Source organism: Rhizobium sp. NXC14 (assembly GCF_002117485.1).
In the GTDB taxonomy this organism is placed as follows: Bacteria; Pseudomonadota; Alphaproteobacteria; order Rhizobiales; family Rhizobiaceae; genus Rhizobium.
The window spans coordinates 4,117,067-4,132,299 of the sequence record NZ_CP021030.1; the positions used below are offsets into that span (position 1 = coordinate 4,117,067).

General features: G+C 61.8%; 17 protein-coding genes. 8 read left to right on the forward strand and 9 right to left on the reverse strand.

Annotated elements, in window-relative coordinates:
- Positions 1-28 precede the first annotated feature (28 nt).
- Complete coding sequence (locus NXC14_RS20100; RefSeq protein WP_085779634.1) at positions 29-2,698, forward strand: TIGR02302 family protein; 2,670 nt, start codon at positions 29-31, stop codon at positions 2,696-2,698.
- A 33-nt stretch (positions 2,699-2,731) separates the two neighbouring features.
- Here the strand turns inward: NXC14_RS20100 and NXC14_RS20105 are convergent, their stop codons facing one another.
- From NXC14_RS20105 to NXC14_RS20115, 3 genes are all read right to left on the reverse strand, one after another.
- Positions 2,732-3,091 (reverse strand): response regulator, encoded by a 360-nt coding sequence (locus NXC14_RS20105; protein ID WP_010028815.1) that lies wholly within the window; start codon positions 3,089-3,091, stop codon positions 2,732-2,734.
- 136 nt (positions 3,092-3,227) lie between these two features.
- On the reverse strand, positions 3,228-3,770 hold the full coding sequence (gene hpt / locus NXC14_RS20110) for a hypoxanthine phosphoribosyltransferase (protein WP_064805282.1): 543 nt from the start codon (positions 3,768-3,770) through the stop codon (positions 3,228-3,230).
- Between the two features lie 128 nt (positions 3,771-3,898).
- Positions 3,899-4,549, reverse strand: a complete 651-nt coding sequence (locus tag NXC14_RS20115) for a hypothetical protein (protein ID WP_085780211.1) — start codon at positions 4,547-4,549, stop codon at positions 3,899-3,901.
- Between the two features lie 206 nt (positions 4,550-4,755).
- On the opposite strand from NXC14_RS20115, the gene ftsE reads away from it, so the two are divergent.
- From ftsE to NXC14_RS20135, 4 genes are all read left to right on the forward strand, one after another.
- A complete protein-coding gene (gene ftsE / locus NXC14_RS20120; RefSeq protein WP_004671394.1) occupies positions 4,756-5,415 on the forward strand; it encodes a cell division ATP-binding protein FtsE in 660 nt (219 codons plus the stop codon).
- Positions 5,408-6,427: an ABC transporter permease gene (locus NXC14_RS20125; protein WP_085779635.1), complete on the forward strand. Its 1,020-nt coding sequence runs from the start codon at positions 5,408-5,410 to the stop codon at positions 6,425-6,427. The genes ftsE and NXC14_RS20125 overlap by 8 nt, the downstream gene beginning before the upstream one ends.
- A 67-nt stretch (positions 6,428-6,494) precedes the next feature.
- A complete protein-coding gene (locus NXC14_RS20130) occupies positions 6,495-7,211 on the forward strand; it encodes a YdcF family protein (protein ID WP_198175475.1) in 717 nt (238 codons plus the stop codon).
- An 87-nt stretch (positions 7,212-7,298) separates the two neighbouring features.
- Positions 7,299-8,096 carry a 1-acyl-sn-glycerol-3-phosphate acyltransferase gene (locus NXC14_RS20135; protein ID WP_085779636.1) on the forward strand — a complete coding sequence of 266 codons (798 nt, stop codon included), beginning with the start codon at positions 7,299-7,301 and terminating at the stop codon, positions 8,094-8,096.
- Here the strand turns inward: NXC14_RS20135 and NXC14_RS20140 are convergent, their stop codons facing one another.
- Positions 8,097-8,627: a gamma-glutamylcyclotransferase gene (locus NXC14_RS20140; RefSeq protein ID WP_085780213.1), complete on the reverse strand. Its 531-nt coding sequence runs from the start codon at positions 8,625-8,627 to the stop codon at positions 8,097-8,099.
- 49 nt (positions 8,628-8,676) lie between these two features.
- On the opposite strand from NXC14_RS20140, the gene NXC14_RS20145 reads away from it, so the two are divergent.
- The gene (locus tag NXC14_RS20145) at positions 8,677-9,693 is read left to right on the forward strand and encodes a DUF2125 domain-containing protein (RefSeq protein ID WP_085779637.1); all 1,017 of its coding nucleotides are present in this window, start codon (positions 8,677-8,679) and stop codon (positions 9,691-9,693) included.
- Here the strand turns inward: NXC14_RS20145 and NXC14_RS20150 are convergent.
- From NXC14_RS20150 to NXC14_RS20165, 4 genes are all read right to left on the reverse strand, one after another.
- Complete coding sequence (locus tag NXC14_RS20150; RefSeq protein WP_085779638.1) at positions 9,690-10,145, reverse strand: GNAT family N-acetyltransferase; 456 nt, start codon at positions 10,143-10,145, stop codon at positions 9,690-9,692. The two genes, NXC14_RS20145 and NXC14_RS20150, sit on opposite strands and share 4 nt — an antisense overlap.
- A 9-nt stretch (positions 10,146-10,154) precedes the next feature.
- Positions 10,155-11,081: a prephenate/arogenate dehydrogenase family protein gene (locus tag NXC14_RS20155; RefSeq protein WP_085779639.1), complete on the reverse strand. Its 927-nt coding sequence runs from the start codon at positions 11,079-11,081 to the stop codon at positions 10,155-10,157.
- Positions 11,078-12,175 (reverse strand): histidinol-phosphate transaminase, encoded by a 1,098-nt coding sequence (gene hisC / locus NXC14_RS20160; protein WP_198175476.1) that lies wholly within the window; start codon positions 12,173-12,175, stop codon positions 11,078-11,080. Before hisC ends, NXC14_RS20155 begins: the two co-directional genes overlap by 4 nt.
- A 122-nt stretch (positions 12,176-12,297) precedes the next feature.
- On the reverse strand, positions 12,298-13,074 hold the full coding sequence (locus tag NXC14_RS20165; protein ID WP_085779641.1) for a class I SAM-dependent methyltransferase: 777 nt from the start codon (positions 13,072-13,074) through the stop codon (positions 12,298-12,300).
- Positions 13,075-13,127: 53 nt separating this feature from the next.
- Between NXC14_RS20165 and gloB the strand changes: the two genes are divergently transcribed.
- Together gloB and NXC14_RS20175 are read left to right on the forward strand one after the other, a co-directional pair.
- Positions 13,128-13,898 (forward strand): hydroxyacylglutathione hydrolase, encoded by a 771-nt coding sequence (gene gloB / locus NXC14_RS20170; RefSeq protein ID WP_085779642.1) that lies wholly within the window; start codon positions 13,128-13,130, stop codon positions 13,896-13,898.
- Entirely contained in the window at positions 13,898-14,320 is a 423-nt protein-coding gene (locus NXC14_RS20175; protein ID WP_085779643.1) for a cupin domain-containing protein, read from the forward strand. The genes gloB and NXC14_RS20175 overlap by 1 nt, the downstream gene beginning before the upstream one ends.
- 3 nt (positions 14,321-14,323) lie before the next feature.
- Here the strand turns inward: NXC14_RS20175 and NXC14_RS20180 are convergent, their stop codons facing one another.
- Positions 14,324-15,214 (reverse strand): EamA family transporter, encoded by an 891-nt coding sequence (locus NXC14_RS20180; protein WP_085779644.1) that lies wholly within the window; start codon positions 15,212-15,214, stop codon positions 14,324-14,326.
- Positions 15,215-15,233: the final 19 nt, after the last annotated feature.

Below are 15,233 nucleotides of genomic sequence, written 5' to 3' on the forward strand. Positions count from 1 at the left end.
AGAACGCCAGATCGCGGAGACCGGACCGATGACAAGCCCCTCAAGGCAGAGGAAGGGTGCATTTGCGCTCCGTCCCTCGCTTGCCCGGCTGGTAACGACGAAACGCCTGCTGGCGCGCACCGTGCTCTTCTTCGAGCAACTGCTGCCGCTGCTGATGCCGGTCCTCTCCATCGTCGCCATTTATCTTTCGGCCTCCTGGTTCGGTATCTTCCGCAACGTGCCGGACTGGCTGCGCATCCTGTTGCTGATCGCCTTTGCCGCGGCGTTCCTCGTCTCGCTTGTTCCCTTCCGCCATCTGCGCTGGCCCAAAACCGCTGAAGCCGATCGCATGCTGGAAGAGCGCAACGGCCTGCCGCACCAGCCGGTTGCCGTCCAGGAAGACGAGCCGGCCTACGACACACCCTTTTCGCGGGCACTTTGGCGTGAGCACCAGGTGCGCATGGCCGAAAAGATCGCAGCACTCGATGCCGGCATGCCGCGGCCTGATATCGCCGCACATGACCGCTTCGCCCTGCGCGCCATCCCTGCTCTGCTTGTTGTCACCGCTTTTGGCTATTCGCTGTCGCTCAACGGTGGCTCGGTCAGTGACGCATTGCAGTCAGCGCCCGAACAGGTGGCGGTCGATCCGGCGGTGCGCATCGATGCCTGGGTGACGCCGCCCTCCTATACCGGTCGCGCGCCGGTTTACTTGACCGCCGACGGCAGCGAACAGGCGCCGATCGGCGTTCCGCAGTTCTCCGGCCTCACCGTGCGCGTCAGCGGCGGAAAGACGGCCGAAAAGGTCGTGTTCCACAAGGCGAACGGCGAGGCGCGAGATATCGCCGTGCAGGCTGACGCAAAGCCACAGCAGGCAAGCGCGCCTGCCGGCGAGCAGCCGACGGCCGGCGCGCCTGCCAATAATGCCCTCATCGCGCAGACGCATGTGATGAAGCTTGAGGAAAACGGCGCGCTCGAAGTCAACGGTCGCCGCTGGAGCTTCGACGTGCTGCCTGACAAGGCGCCTGAAATCGCCTTTGACGGCATGCCGAAGGCAAGCGTCAACGGCGCGCTGGAAATCGGCTTCACCGTCAAGGACGATTACGGCGTCCAGGAGGCCCATGCGGAGATCGTTCCTCTGGAAAATGATCCGACGGCGACGCCGCTATATCCGCTGCCGGAGTACCGGCTGGATATTCCCCGTCGCAACGCCCGCGACGCCAAGGGCGTGACCAGCCGGAATCTGACCGAACATCCGCTTGCCGGCAAGCCGGTGCGCATTACCCTCGTCGCCAAGGATGCCGCCGGCCAGACCGGCCGCAGCCCGCCCTACGAGATGACGCTGCCGTCGCGACCCTTCAACGAGCCGCTTGCCGCAGCTGTCGCCGAGGAACGGCAGGTTTTCGCGCTCGATACCCGTAAGATGCCGCAGGCGATCGCGCTGAACGAGGCGCTGACCATCCGTCCCGAGGAGACCATCCCCAAGCTTACCAACTACTTGCTGCTGGAATCGGCCTTGGCCCGCATGAAGCTGGCAAGAGGCGAGGAGGCTCTGAAGGATACTGCCCAGTATCTCTGGGAAATCGCGCTCGGCATGGAGGACGGCGATCTTTCGCTTGCCGAGCGCAAGCTGCGTGAAGCCCAGCAGAAGCTTGCAGACGCATTGGACCGCAACGCGCCCGACGAAGAGATCAAGAAGCTGATGGATGAGCTGCGCAAGGCGATGCAGGACTATCTGACGGAGCTTGCCGAACGCATGCAGAATGCCCCGACGATGCAGCCGAACCAGAACGCGCAGAACATCCTGCGCCAGCAGGATCTGGAACGGATGATGGACCAGATCGAGAATCTCGCCCGCTCCGGCAATCGCGACGCGGCACAGCAGATGCTGTCGGAATTGCAGCGCATGATGAACAACCTGCAGGCCGGCCGGCCGCAGCGGGGCCAGCAGGGTCAGGAAAACAGCGAAGCTCGCAAGCAGATCGACAAGCTCGGCGAGATCCTGCGCGATCAGCAGAAGCTGATGGAAGAAACCTTCCGCCTCGATCAGCAGCTCAAGGACCGTATGCAGCGTGGCGAATCCGATATGGGCGAAAACGATCCGCTGCTCGACGATATGATGCCGGGAGAGAATGGCGAACCGCAGGACCAGCAGCAAGGGCAGCAAGACCAGAGCCAGCAAGGTCAGGGCCAGAAACCTTCCGACCAGATGACCGCCGAGCAGCTCAGAGAAGCGCTGAAGCAGTTGCGCGCCCAGCAGGATGCCCTCGGCAAGCAGCTCGGGGAATTGCAGAAGAAACTCGGCGAAATGGGCATGAAGCCCGGCCCGGGCTTCGGCCAGGCCCAACGCGAGATGGACGGCGCCGGCCGCGAGCTCGGCCAGGGCCGCGGCGACACGGCCGTCGAGAACCAGGGCCGTGCGCTGGAAGCCCTTCGCCAGGGCGCTCGCGACATGATGAACCAGATGATGCAGGCGCAGCGGGGCCAGCAGGGACAAGGCCCGAACGGCCAGGTCGGCCAGGGCGATCAGAACGGCCGGGATCCGTTGGGGCGACCGCGCATGACCAACGGCTATATCGACAACGATGGCGTGAAGGTGCCTGACGAAATCGACGTTCAGCGCGCACGCGAAATTCTCGATGCGATCCGCGAGAAGCTCGGCAACAATCCGCCACAGGAAATGGAACGGCGGTATCTCGAACGGCTTCTGGACATCCAGTAAGCCTTATACCGCCGTCAAAGATAGGCGTGCGCTTTAAGCGACAAGTGCCCGGGCGACAGCCTTGCGGATATCGGGAAGCGCAAATGGCTTTGCGACGACGTCGATGATTTTTTCTGCGAGATCGTCGGCGCGCTCGCGCTGCTCGGCATAGCCGGTCATCAGCAGGATCTTCAAAGCTGGGAAGGCGTCCTTCGCCTGATGGGCGAGTTCGATGCCGTCCATCACGGGCATGCGGATGTCCGACAGCAGCAGATCGTAGACCCCGTCCTTCAGCTTCTCCAGCCCCTCGGCGCCGTCAGCCGCTTCATCGGTCTCGTGACCGTCAAGCCGCAAGGCCCGGGCTACGAAAGACCGCAGGGAATCCTCGTCTTCCGTAATCAGAATTCTTGCCATATGTGCATTGCTCCGTCTTCAGCCCCGCGACGGAAATCACCAGACTTTCCTTTTCGATCGGTAAAGATGGCGAAGCGATAGGCGAGATGGTTAACAACCCGTCTTCACGCGGCAATGAAGCGACGCCTGCATTCCCTCAGGCGTCGCCGGTCACTACGCCCACGAAAGGCAGTTCGCGAAACGCATAGGCAACGTCCATGCCGTAGCCGACGACGAAGTAATCGGGACATTCGAAGCCGACATAATCGGCCTCCAGCTTTTCCTTGCGCTTGACCCGCTTGTCGAGCAGCACGGCGATCGTCACGTTGCGCGCGCCACGTTCGAAGAGCAGTTCCTTGGCAAAGAGCAGCGTGCGGCCGGACTCGAGAATATCGTCAATCAGGAGGACGTCTCGGCCATGTACGTCGCTGTCGATATCCTTGACGATGCGCACGCCCTGCGAAACGGTGCCGGTGCCGTAACTCGACAGCGTGATGAACTCGACCTCGGGAGCAAGTCCGGTGTCGTGCAGGGCGCGAATCAGGTCGGCGGCGAAGATGAAGGAGCCCTTGAGCACGGCAATGACGAGCAGGTCCTTGGTCGGACCGTTGGCGATCTCCCGCGCCATCGCATGATTGCGCTCCGCGATCTGCTCGGCGGTGAAGAGCGGCTCGATATTTTTTCCGCGCACGACAGGCATAAGGCTTGCTCCATGAAAAGAAGGGTAAGCCGTTAGCACATATGCGCGCCTGAAACAGCCTCGCCGCTCATGAAATCAACGGGATTGGTGCGTCCTGTGGCGGAAAGCCATCACGAAACCCGTTATTTCTACGGCAGGAAAGAAAGCCGGACCTCCGGCAATTTTCCGCCGGCGTGCTGGACGCGGGCTGAAAAGCCACGGCTTTGGCCGTCGTAGATGACGTCGGCGGGCGGATCGATGACGACGCTTGCCGTCAGCCGTTCGTCGGTCACCAGATCGGCGCGGATCGGATGCACCGTCTGCGTTGTGCCGCTTTCGTTTTCGATGATGCCGTTGACGACGAGCACACGCATGCCGTTCGCATCACGCGGCGTCACGGTGACATGGGTGAAATGCAGCGGCGCTCCGGAGGAGGCGCCCGCGGCGGAAAGGCCGGAAAAGCCGCCTGCGAGCCCGAAAACGAGCACGGCGAGCGCCAGTACCAGCACCGCGAAACTGCGCGGCGACGCTCGCTGCAGCCAGGATTCCGCCCTTCGCAGAGCGGAAGCAGCCATCGCCGACAGGAGCGGCGGCCGTGCGACGCGCGCTGCCGCCATGCGCCCGCCGTTGTCGTTATGGATCTTGGTGCTGAAGTCCTTCGGCCGGGTTTTGCCGACCGTCACGAATTCGGCGTCGGAGACATCAGCAGGACGTGTCGAACGATACTGGCGTACGGGTTCGGGCGGCAGGAAATCATAGGCCTGGCCCGGCGTACGGCGGCTGAAGGAGGATGCTTCCATGGTGGCTGCCTCGCAGATGTCCACATGGTTTCGCTGCCGCAAGAAATCTTGGCATTGAAACGAATCCTCCTCAGTCGTAAATTTTAATGGTTAATGCTTCGCAAAGATTGCCATCAAACGGGCGTCTTTCCGGCAAAATTTACCGGCTGTTAACGGTGTTGGTTAACAAGTCACGCGGTGAAACCAAGAACAGACTGAGCTGCCCGTTGATCCACTTCGAGAATGTCGGTTTGCGCTATGGCATGGGCCCGGAAATCCTCCGGGACCTGACATTCGACATTCCGAAGAAATCCTTTCAGTTCCTGACGGGGCCATCCGGTGCCGGCAAGACCTCGCTGCTGCGGCTGCTCTTCATGTCGCTGCAGCCGACGCGTGGCCTCATCCGCATGTTCGGGCGCGACATTTCCGAAATTCCTCGGCCGGAATTGCCGCTGCTGCGCCGGCGTGTCGGCATCGTCTTCCAGGATTTTCGCCTGCTCGACCATCTCACGACCTATGAGAATGTCGCTTTGCCCTTACGGGTGCGCGGCAAGGAGGAAAGCTCCTACAAAACCGACGTTCTGGAACTATTGAAATGGGTCGGCCTCGGCGAACGCATCAACGTGCTGCCGCCGGTCCTCTCCGGTGGGGAAAAGCAGCGCGCCGCCATCGCCCGGGCGCTGATGGACCGGCCGGAAGTCCTGCTGGCTGACGAGCCCACCGGCAATGTCGACCCGCCGATGGCCAGGCGCCTGCTCAATCTTTTCCTCGAACTCAACCGGCTTGGTACGGCGGTCGTCATCGCCACCCATGATCTGGCGCTGATGGAACAGGTAGAAGCCCGCCGTATGATCCTCTCGGAGGGGCATCTCGATATCTATGACTGAGCCCCCGTCCAGGAACCGAGAGAAGGCGCCGGTCCAGCCTGCCGCCCAGCAGAAGCGGCCGGAAATGCGCGTGCGCCCGACCGCGCCGATTCTGCCGCCTTCCAATATCCAGGGCAATGCCCTGATGGTGGTCATATCGATCATGGCCTTTCTCGCCTGCCTGACGCTCGGCGGCGTCAGCATGGTGCGTTCGACGGCGGCAAGCTGGGAGAGCCAGATCTCCCGCGAGATCACCATCCAGATCAAGCCGGACGACAATCTCGATATGGAAAAAGCGCTGACGCAGGCACGCGACCTGGCGCTGACATTCGTCGGTACCAAAAGCGGCCAGATCGTCGACGAGGCAGCCACCGCCCGGCTGCTCGAACCGTGGCTCGGCCCCGGCCTCGATCTCAAGGATCTGCCTGTTCCCCGTCTCGTCGTCATCACCATCGACGAAAACAATCCGCCGGATTTCGATGCAATGCGAGGGCTCCTCAAGGACAGCATTCCGCAGGCGAGCCTCGACGATCACCGCACCTGGGTTGACCGGCTGGTCTCCATGGCGCATACGACGGTGCTGATCGGCACCGGCGTGCTGCTCCTGGTCTTCTCGGCAATGGTGCTCACCGTCGTCTTCGCCACGCGCGGTGCGCTGTCGGGCAACCGCCACATCGTCGAAGTGCTGCATTTCGTCGGTGCCGAGAGCTCCTTCGTCGCCACCGAATTTCAGAAGCATTTTCTGAAGATCAGTTTCAAGGGCTCGGCGATCGGCAGCGCGCTTGCGGCTCTTTTTTTCGCCACCGCCGGCTTCTGGCAGAGCCGCACGCTGGCAACACCGGAGACGGATCAGGCAACGGCGCTGTTCGGCACCTTTTCCGTTGGTGTCCTCGGTTATGCCGGCATCTTCGCGACAATGATCGTCATCGCGCTCTTGACGACCGTCACGGCGCGGCTGACCGTCATGCGGACGATCTATGAAATCGATACATTGCGTTCGGACCCGACACGCACCGACGGCATCGCAAGTTGATCGTGACCATGCCGTTTTATCGTGAAAGCGTCTGTTCCGCGCCGCAATCAACGTATAATCACGATTCATGACCATGGGCGATACGACACGCAATCCGATTCGGCAGGACCCGGAGCTTGATCGTCCGGCGGGCCTGCCGCCGCGGCGCGGTCCGATCCGCCGCCTGCTGCGCTGGGGCGGCTTTGGTTGCATCCTGGCAATCGCCTTGGTGTTCGGCGGCTTTCTGCGGTTTGCCGATTCCGTGACAACGCTCAAGCCTCCGGCCGAGCCCAAGGCAGACGCGATCGTCGTGCTGACAGGCGGCTACCAGCGTATCGACCAGGCCGTGGAACTGCTGCAGAAGGGGGCGGGCAAACGACTGCTGATCTCGGGCGTCCATCCGACGACGACGCCGGCGCAGATTCGCAAGATGACGCAAGGCTCGGCCGATCTTTTCTCCTGCTGCGTCGATATCGGCCACGATGCGATAGACACGATCGGCAACGCCGAGGAAACCTCCAATTGGATCCACGCCAGGGGATACAGAAGCGTTCTCGTTGTCACGAACAATTATCACATGCCGCGCAGCCTCGCAGAACTCTCCTATGTCGATCCGGAGATCGAGTTTATCCCCTATCCGGTGGTCAATTCGGATTTGAAGACCCGCAACTGGTTTACCGACCCGAACGCGATGCGGGTCATGCTCGCCGAATATGCAAAGGTGCTGTTAACGGGCGCTCGCAATATCACCGGCTTCGGCCGTCACACCGGACTGCGCTCGGCAAGTGTATCCGGCGCAGACTGAGCTTTTGCATCGGGGCGGCATCAAACGCTTTTTATCACGGGCAATATCGTGTAGGCCGGTCGCATGAGCATGCCTCGGGATAATTTCATGATCGCCCTGCGTTCCGTCCTCTTCAACACGATCTTCTATGCCAATCTCATCGTCCGGATGATCGTGCTCTCGCCATATTATTTCGTGGTGCCGCGGCTGACCGCCTATGAGATCCCAAAGAATTGGGCGCGCTCCAACCACTGGCTGATGCGCATGATCGTCGGCACGACCTTCGAGATCGAGGGGCTGGAGAACCTGCCTGAGGGCAGTTTTATCCTGGCGCCGAAGCACCAGTCCTTCTGGGACACCTATGCGCTGCTGCCTGATCTCAAGGATCCGGTCTACATCCTGAAGCGCGAGCTGATGTGGATTCCGCTCTTTGGCTGGTATGCGAAGAAGCAGCGCATGATCCCGGTCGACCGCGGCGCCCGCGGCAAGGTGATGGTGGAAGTGCTGAAACGCACCAGGGAGGAGCTTTCGACCGGTCGCCAGCTGATCATCTATCCTGAGGGCACCCGCCGCCCGCCGGGTGCCGAGCCGGTCTATAAATACGGCATCGCCCGCATGTACCGCGATCTTGGCATTCCCGTCGTGCCGGTTGCGATGCATCCAGGCCTCTTCTGGCCGCGGCGGAGCGTCCGCCGTTATCCCGGTCATTTCAAGGTCAGGATCCTGCCGCCGATCATGCCGGGAATGGATCCCGATGCTTTCTTCGCTCATCTGATCGAGGTCACGGAACGGGCAAGCGACGAGCTCCTCATCGACACCGTCGACCGTAATCCGCATCTGCCGTTGCCGCCGACAGCGGTCGCTCGGCTGACCGAGCTGCGCAAAGTGAGGGCGGCGACGGCCTGATCAGCCGGCCCGCAGGCGCTCCACCTCGTTGCCGACCTGCTCCAGCCACGGGTCGCGAATGCCCATCTGTCTCAGGTGCACAAGCGTGTTGAAGACGTAGGCGTCGTTCGGGCCTGACTGCCCCCTGGCCTCGTTCACCACCCGCGCGGCCGCAAGCGCATCGAGCGTACCGGCATATTGCTCGTGGTCGCGATCAGCGATGTAGGTAACCGCTTCCGTTCGGCGACCGCCGGCAAACTGCAGCCGAACCCGGCGCTCCAGATAGACATTGGTGACGAGTTCGCGGGCGCGGAGATAATCGATCACCTCGTCCCATTTCTGCGGCGAAACACGAAACGCCATGCCACGGCATGCTCCACCCCTGTCGAGGCCGAGAACCAGGCCGGGATTGTCCGGGGTGCCGCGATGGACGAAGGATCGGACGCACAGCGAACGCCGGTAACCATGCACCAGAGCTTCTGCCCGCTCCAGGAACTCGAAGCCCGGATTCCACATCAGCGAGCCGTAGCCAAACACCCAAAATTCGTCCATATCGCACGCCAGACCGGAATCACATTGCGATTCACCATTGGAGAACATCATGGCAGCGTCAAGCCGATCCGGCAGCAGCCAAACCGGCAACAGCAAGAAATTCTTGTTGCTGGGCGGAGGCATCCTCCTGGTGATCGCGCTTTATACCGGCGGCTGGTTCTATGCCGCATCGGCCTTGAAAACGACGGTGCTGAAAGCAATCGCGCCGCGCGATCAGGCCGGCGTCACCGGCGAATGCTCCGATATCGAATTCCGCGGCTATCCTTTCCGCATCGGTCTGTTCTGCTCCAAGGTGGATGTCGACGACAATGTCAATGGCGTCTCCGCCACCTTCGGCGCATTGCGCTCCGCCGCGCAGGTCTATGCGCCGAGCCATATCGTCTGGGAGCTCGATTCACCGGCCGAAATCCGCACCACAAACGGCCTTTCGGTCTCGGCTCAGTGGACGAATCTGCAGGCGAGCCTGACGACCAGGCTGCAGGGCATCGAGCGCAGCTCGACTGTCATCGAGGGCCTGAAGGCGACGGCGGTCTCCTCCTATACCGGCCAGACGATCAGCTTCGACGCGGCTCGCACCGAAATTCACCTGCGCCAGAACGGCGCCGATCTCGACGGCGCGATCTCCTTGCAGGATGCGAACACCGCGATCAAGGACTGGCCGCAGCTCTTCCCGAAACTCTCTGCCAGCATCGATCTCACGATTGCCGGCAAGGCCGGCCTGATCGACGGCAGCGACCCGAACGGCCTCAATGGTTCTGCCGGCGAACTGCGTCGCATCGTTGCAGACATCGGCGATGGCAAGGTGATGACGCTCACCGGTCCGTTTTCCTTCGACGAGCAAGGCTTTCTCTCCGGGAAGTTCAAGCTGGAAATTGAACGGCTCGGCCCCTGGGGCGACAGCCTGAAACAAGCTTTCCCGGATCTTGCTCCGACCGTCAACACGGCGACGAAGATGCTGAAGGCGCTGGCCGGCGGTAGAGACAAGGTCTCAGTCGATCTCGTCGTCGATCGCGGCAATGCCACCGTCAGCGGCTTCATTCCGCTCGGTCAGATCCCACCGATCTAAGGCTTTTCCGGGGCTGGAGTGCTGGAAAGGCCGTAATCAATCCGCTTGATAAAAAAAACCTCAGGCACCGATTGCAGACCAGGCAGCTCGATCGCACCAGTTTCTGTAAATCCGTTACGGCGATGCCAGTCCTGCGGCCGGCTCTCATCGCATTCGCTCGACGTCATCAGCAGCCGAGCGCCCTCGCCGCGCATGGCTCTTTCCCAGGCGAGAAACAGCGCGGTGCCGACGCCCGACCGGCGATGGCCAGGCAGAACGCGGATCATCTCCATATAGGGAACCCTGCCCCAGAAGCGGGAGAAGCGCAGGAAGCCGACGATCTCGCCGGCCTCCCTGGCAACGAGATATTCGCCAAGCGCGACGCATCGCGATACCCACACCTTGCCTGCAGTGGCATCCTCGCGAGCCAGCCAGTCGATATCCGCCTGACTTGCGCTCGCCACCTCCACCATCGCGAGAGTCTACTTCTTATCCAGCGCGTGGGGGCGGCCGAAATCGGGGGCGTCGACATCCTGGCCGGCCTGGATGATCGAGCGGCGGATCGCGCGCGTGCGGGTGAAGAGTTCAAAAATCTTGTCGCCTTCACCCCAGCGGATCGCGCGCTGCAGATAGGCGAGATCTTCTGAGAAGCGCGCCAGCATTTCGAGGATCGCATCGCGATTGTGCAGGCAGACGTCGCGCCACATCGTCGGGTCGGAAGCGGCAAGACGGGTGAAATCGCGAAAGCCGGAGGCCGAATATTTGATGACCTCGGACTCCGTCACCGTCTCCAGATCGTCGGCGGTGCCGACGATGTTGTAGGCGATGATATGCGGCAGGTGCGAAACGATCGCGAGCACCTTGTCGTGATGCTCCGCATCCATCTCGTCGACCTTCGATCCGAGCGCTTCCCAGAAGCCGCGCAACCGCTTCAGCGCCGTCTCGTCGGTGCCGGCAACCGGCGTGAAGATGCACCAGCGGCCTTCGAAGAGGCCGGGGAAACCGGCATCCGGCCCGGATTTTTCCGTGCCGGCCAGCGGATGGCCGGGGATGAAATGCACATTGTCGGGCATATGCGGCTGCATCTGCGCGATGACGGATGCTTTGGTGGAACCGACATCGGTGACGATAGCGCCGGGCTTGAGATTGCCGGCGATTTCCTTCGCCACGCTTTCCGAAGCGCCGACCGGAACCGAAACGATGATGAGGTCGGCATCTCGAACAGCATCGGCCGAAGAGGTCGTATAGCGGTCGCCGAGACCGAGCTCTTCGGCGCGCTTCAACGTCTCGGCGCTGCGTGTCGCAACGACGATCTCCTTGGTAAGCCCGAGCCGCCTGATGTCGTGGGCGAGCGAAGAGCCAATCAGGCCGATGCCGATCAGCGCGATGCGATCGAACAGCACGCTCATGCCTGCCGTCCCATGAACTCACGCAGCGTGGCAATGACGCCGCGATTGGCCTCTTCCGGACCGATGCTCATGCGCAGCGCATTGGAAAAGCCGTAGCTGCGCACGGCGCGGAGAATATAACCGCGGCTCGTCAAAAGCTCGTCGGCATCGGCCGCGCGCTTTCCATCGATGTCGGGGAAGTGGATAAGGACGAAATTGGCGACGGACGGCGTCACTTTCAGCCCGATCGCTTCGAGAGCCTCCGTGAGCGTCTCCACCCACATCTGGTTGAAAGAGACGGCCTGCTGGACGAAGGCTTGGTCGCGGATGGCCGCGGCACCGGCGGCGATCGCGGCCGTATTCAGGTTGAACGGAGCGCGTACACGGTTCACGGCGTCGACGATCTCCACGGGCGCATACATCCAGCCCACGCGCAGAGCCGCAAGACCGTAGGCTTTCGAAAAGGTGCGGGTCATCACCACGTTGGAACTGGACGATACGACCTCGATGCCGGCTTCATAATCGTTGCGGCGTACATATTCGGCATAGGCCGCATCGAGCACGAGGACGACATGCTTAGGCAGGCTGGCCTGCAGGCGGCGAATCTCGCTGACGGGAACGTATGTACCGGTGGGATTGCCGGGATTGGCGATGAAGACGATCTTCGTCCTTTCCGTCACCGCCGCCAGGATCGCGTCGACGTCGACGGTATAGTCCTTCTCCTTGACGATGACGGGCATGGCGCCCGTGCCCATGATCTGGATCTTGTAGACAAGGAAGCCGTGCTCGGTGATGATGCCTTCGTCACCGGCGCCCAGATAGACATGGCACAACAGGCCGAGCAGCTCGTCGGAACCATTGCCGCAGAGGATGTTTGCCGGATTGAGGCCATGTACAGCGGCGATCGCCTCGCGCAGTTCGACCGCCTGCCCGTCGGGATAACGTCCCAGATTGTCGGCAGCTGCCTTGACGGCCTCTATCGCCTTCGGGCTGGCGCCGAGCGGCGTCTCGTTGGAGGAGAGCTTGTAAACGCGGGCGACACCCGGCGCATGTTCCTTGCCCGGCACATAGGATGCGATATCGAGAATACCGGGACGCGGAACGGGCTTGCTCATCTCAACGCTCATGGGTCGACCTTAGATTTTCCGGAAAATGACCAAGTGGCATTAAAGCGGAATGTGATTGTTGTCGAGAGGCATGGGCGTGACACAAGCAACCGGAGAATGTCCCATGTTCTTCAGCTGTTGCGTGTGGTCGGTACGCCGTGCGGCGCGAGAACGGGCACGAAGACACGGCGGGAGGCGCGGGCGGCGACCGGCAACCCCTGATAGAGCCGCTTGTGCGCCTCGACGATGATGACACCCGAAAAGGCTGGCCATAAAGTGCGGCCGATCCGCTCGAAAGCGCGGCGAAGGCGCAGGATGGTTCTGAGTTTCGAGGGCGGAAAGAACAACGCTTCGGCGGTCGCACCTGGCGTGAAATTCGTCTCGCGCAGCAGATGCGTCAGCTGACCGCGGGAATAGGGCCGGCCCGAGCCGAAGGGCGTGTGTTCCATGCGGGCCCAGACCCCGCGCCGGTTCGGCACCACGATAACAAGCCGCCCGCCCGGTGCCAGTACCCGCCAAAGCTCTTTCAGCGTCTCGCGCGGGCTTTCCGCAAACTCGAGCGAATGCACCATCAGCACCCGGTCGATCGAGGAATCCGGCAGCGGTAGTTCCTCATCGAAAATCAGCGTCGTCGACGACAGCGAGCCCATCGGCCAGTTCACCGCCCCCTGTCCGGCCGGCATGAAGGCGAAGGTGCGTTCGGTATCGGCCTGGAAGCGATCGAGGAATGGCACGGCATAACCGAGTCCGACGAGACGCTCCTGTGGCAGGCGCACCCAGAGCGAGGAGAGCGCCATGGCGATCGACTGCTCGGCAAGACGCCCGAGGTCGGAGTGATAGAACTGACGAAGGTCGACGATATCTGCGTGCATCGCGATAAATGTTATCAGCGGGCGGTTGGACTTCAAGGCCGGAGTCTCTACATTCCCGCGAGAGTCGTGGGACAAGGGATTGTTTGAAGATGAAACCTTTGGAATTAGACGTTTTTCTCTGCCGCACCGACAATTTCGGCGTGCTCGTGCACGATCCGGAGACAGGATTTACCGCGTCGATCGATGCGCCGGAGGAGGCGCCGATCCTGGAAGCGGCAACACAGCGCGGCTGGAAGATCACCCACATCTTCACCACGCATCACCACACTGATCATGTCGCCGCAAACCTGACGCTGAAGGAGCAGTTCGGCTGCGAGATCATCGGCCCGATCAACGAGGCCATCGCCATTCCTGGTCTCGACCGAACGATGGCCGATGGCGACAGCTTTCTTTTCGGCGATCACACGGTCAAGGTCATTGAGACCCCCGGTCACACCGCCGGTCACATCTGCTATCACTTCGTCGACGACAAGCTGCTCTTTGCCGCCGATACCCTGTTTGCGCTCGGCTGCGGCCGCCTGTTCGAACGCCCCGCCGCCGACATGTGGCATTCCCTGCAGAAGCTCGCCGTGCTGCCGGATGAGACTGCCGTCTATTTCGGCCACGAATATACATTGTCCAACGCCCGCTTCGCACTGACGATCGATCCCGACAATGAACGCCTGAAGAGCCGCGCCGCCGAGATCGAAGCCTTGCGCGCCGAAGGCAAATTCACCGTCCCGACGACGCTCGGGCTGGAAAAGGAAACCAATCCGTTTCTACGCGCCGCCGATCCGGCGATCCGCCGCAATCTGGTCATGGAAGGCAAGACGAACGAGGAGGTCTTTGCCGAGATCCGCAAGCGCAAGGACAATTTCTGATGTCGCCTGAGGAGATCATTCGCGCGCTCGGCATGCAGCCGCATCCCGAAGGCGGCTGGTATGTTGAGACATTCCGCGACACGGCGGGTGGAGCGCGCGGCCATTCGACGGCGATCTACTATCTGCTGACAAAAAGACAGCGTTCGCACTGGCATCGCGTCCATGACGCGGTCGAGGTCTGGCATTATTACGCGGGTGCGCCGCTGGCGCTGCACCGCTCGCAGGACGGGATGGCAAGCGAGACCCTGACGCTCGGAACCAACCTTCCTGCCGGCGAGCGGCCACAGGCGATCATTCCCGCCAATTGGTGGCAATCGGCAGAAACCCTCGGGGACTTCACCCTGGTCGGCTGCACCGTCTCGCCCGGCTTCGAATTTTCGAGCTTCGAGATGGCCCCGGCGGATTGGAAGCCTGGCGACTGAGGGCTACTCCGCTGCCGCAGATTGCGCCGGAATTTTGCGGCGGAACATTTCCTGGGCAGCGAGCACCGCTCCACCGGTGACGAGCAGGCAGGCGAGAGCAATGCGCCAGCTCGGCTCGGCAAATCCGAACAGCGTCAGGATGAGCGTCGAAAGCAGCGGCGCGGCATAACTTGCGGCGCCGAGAATCTGAATATCGCCATTCTTGACGCCGTAATCCCATGCATAGAAGGCCGCCCCGACCGGAAAGAGGCCGAGCCCGACGACGGCAACCCATTCGACGCTGTTTTCCGGCCAGACAGTCGTCTCCAGGCCGAGGTGACTGAAGAAGGACAGGATGGAGGTCGCAAGGCAGAAGCCGGTGACGACATCTGTGGAGACAGCCTCGAAACGCCGTGTCAAAAGGGAATAGCCCGACCATGTGAAGGCGCAGAGGAAGGCAGCGCCATAACCGACCGCGTAAGCCCCATCGAAATCGATGCCGTTGCGGCCGACGATCAGGAAGGTGCCGCAAAGCCCCGCAAGCGCGCCCGCCACATGATACCAGCGCAACCGCTCTCCCGGCAGAAGGGCCGAGCCAACGACGATCAGAAGCGGCCAGAGATAGGAGATCAGCCCTGCCTCCACCGCGGGCGCGCTCCTAAGCGCGGTAAAATAAAGGAAATGATAGCCGAAAAGACCAGCAATACCGGTGATCCAAACCCCGGCAGGCTGCTTCAGCAGCCCCAGCCGCGCGGGGTTGAGGACAAGCACGACGAGGCCCGGAATGCTGCCGATCGCAAAGCAGATGGCCGAAAGCTGGAATGGCGGCATCTTGCCGGAAGAAGCCGTCAGCAGTGCCAGGAACGACCACATCAGAATAGCCGTAAAACCGACCACAGTCGCACGAAGCTTCACCTGTCCCCCTTCACGGAGG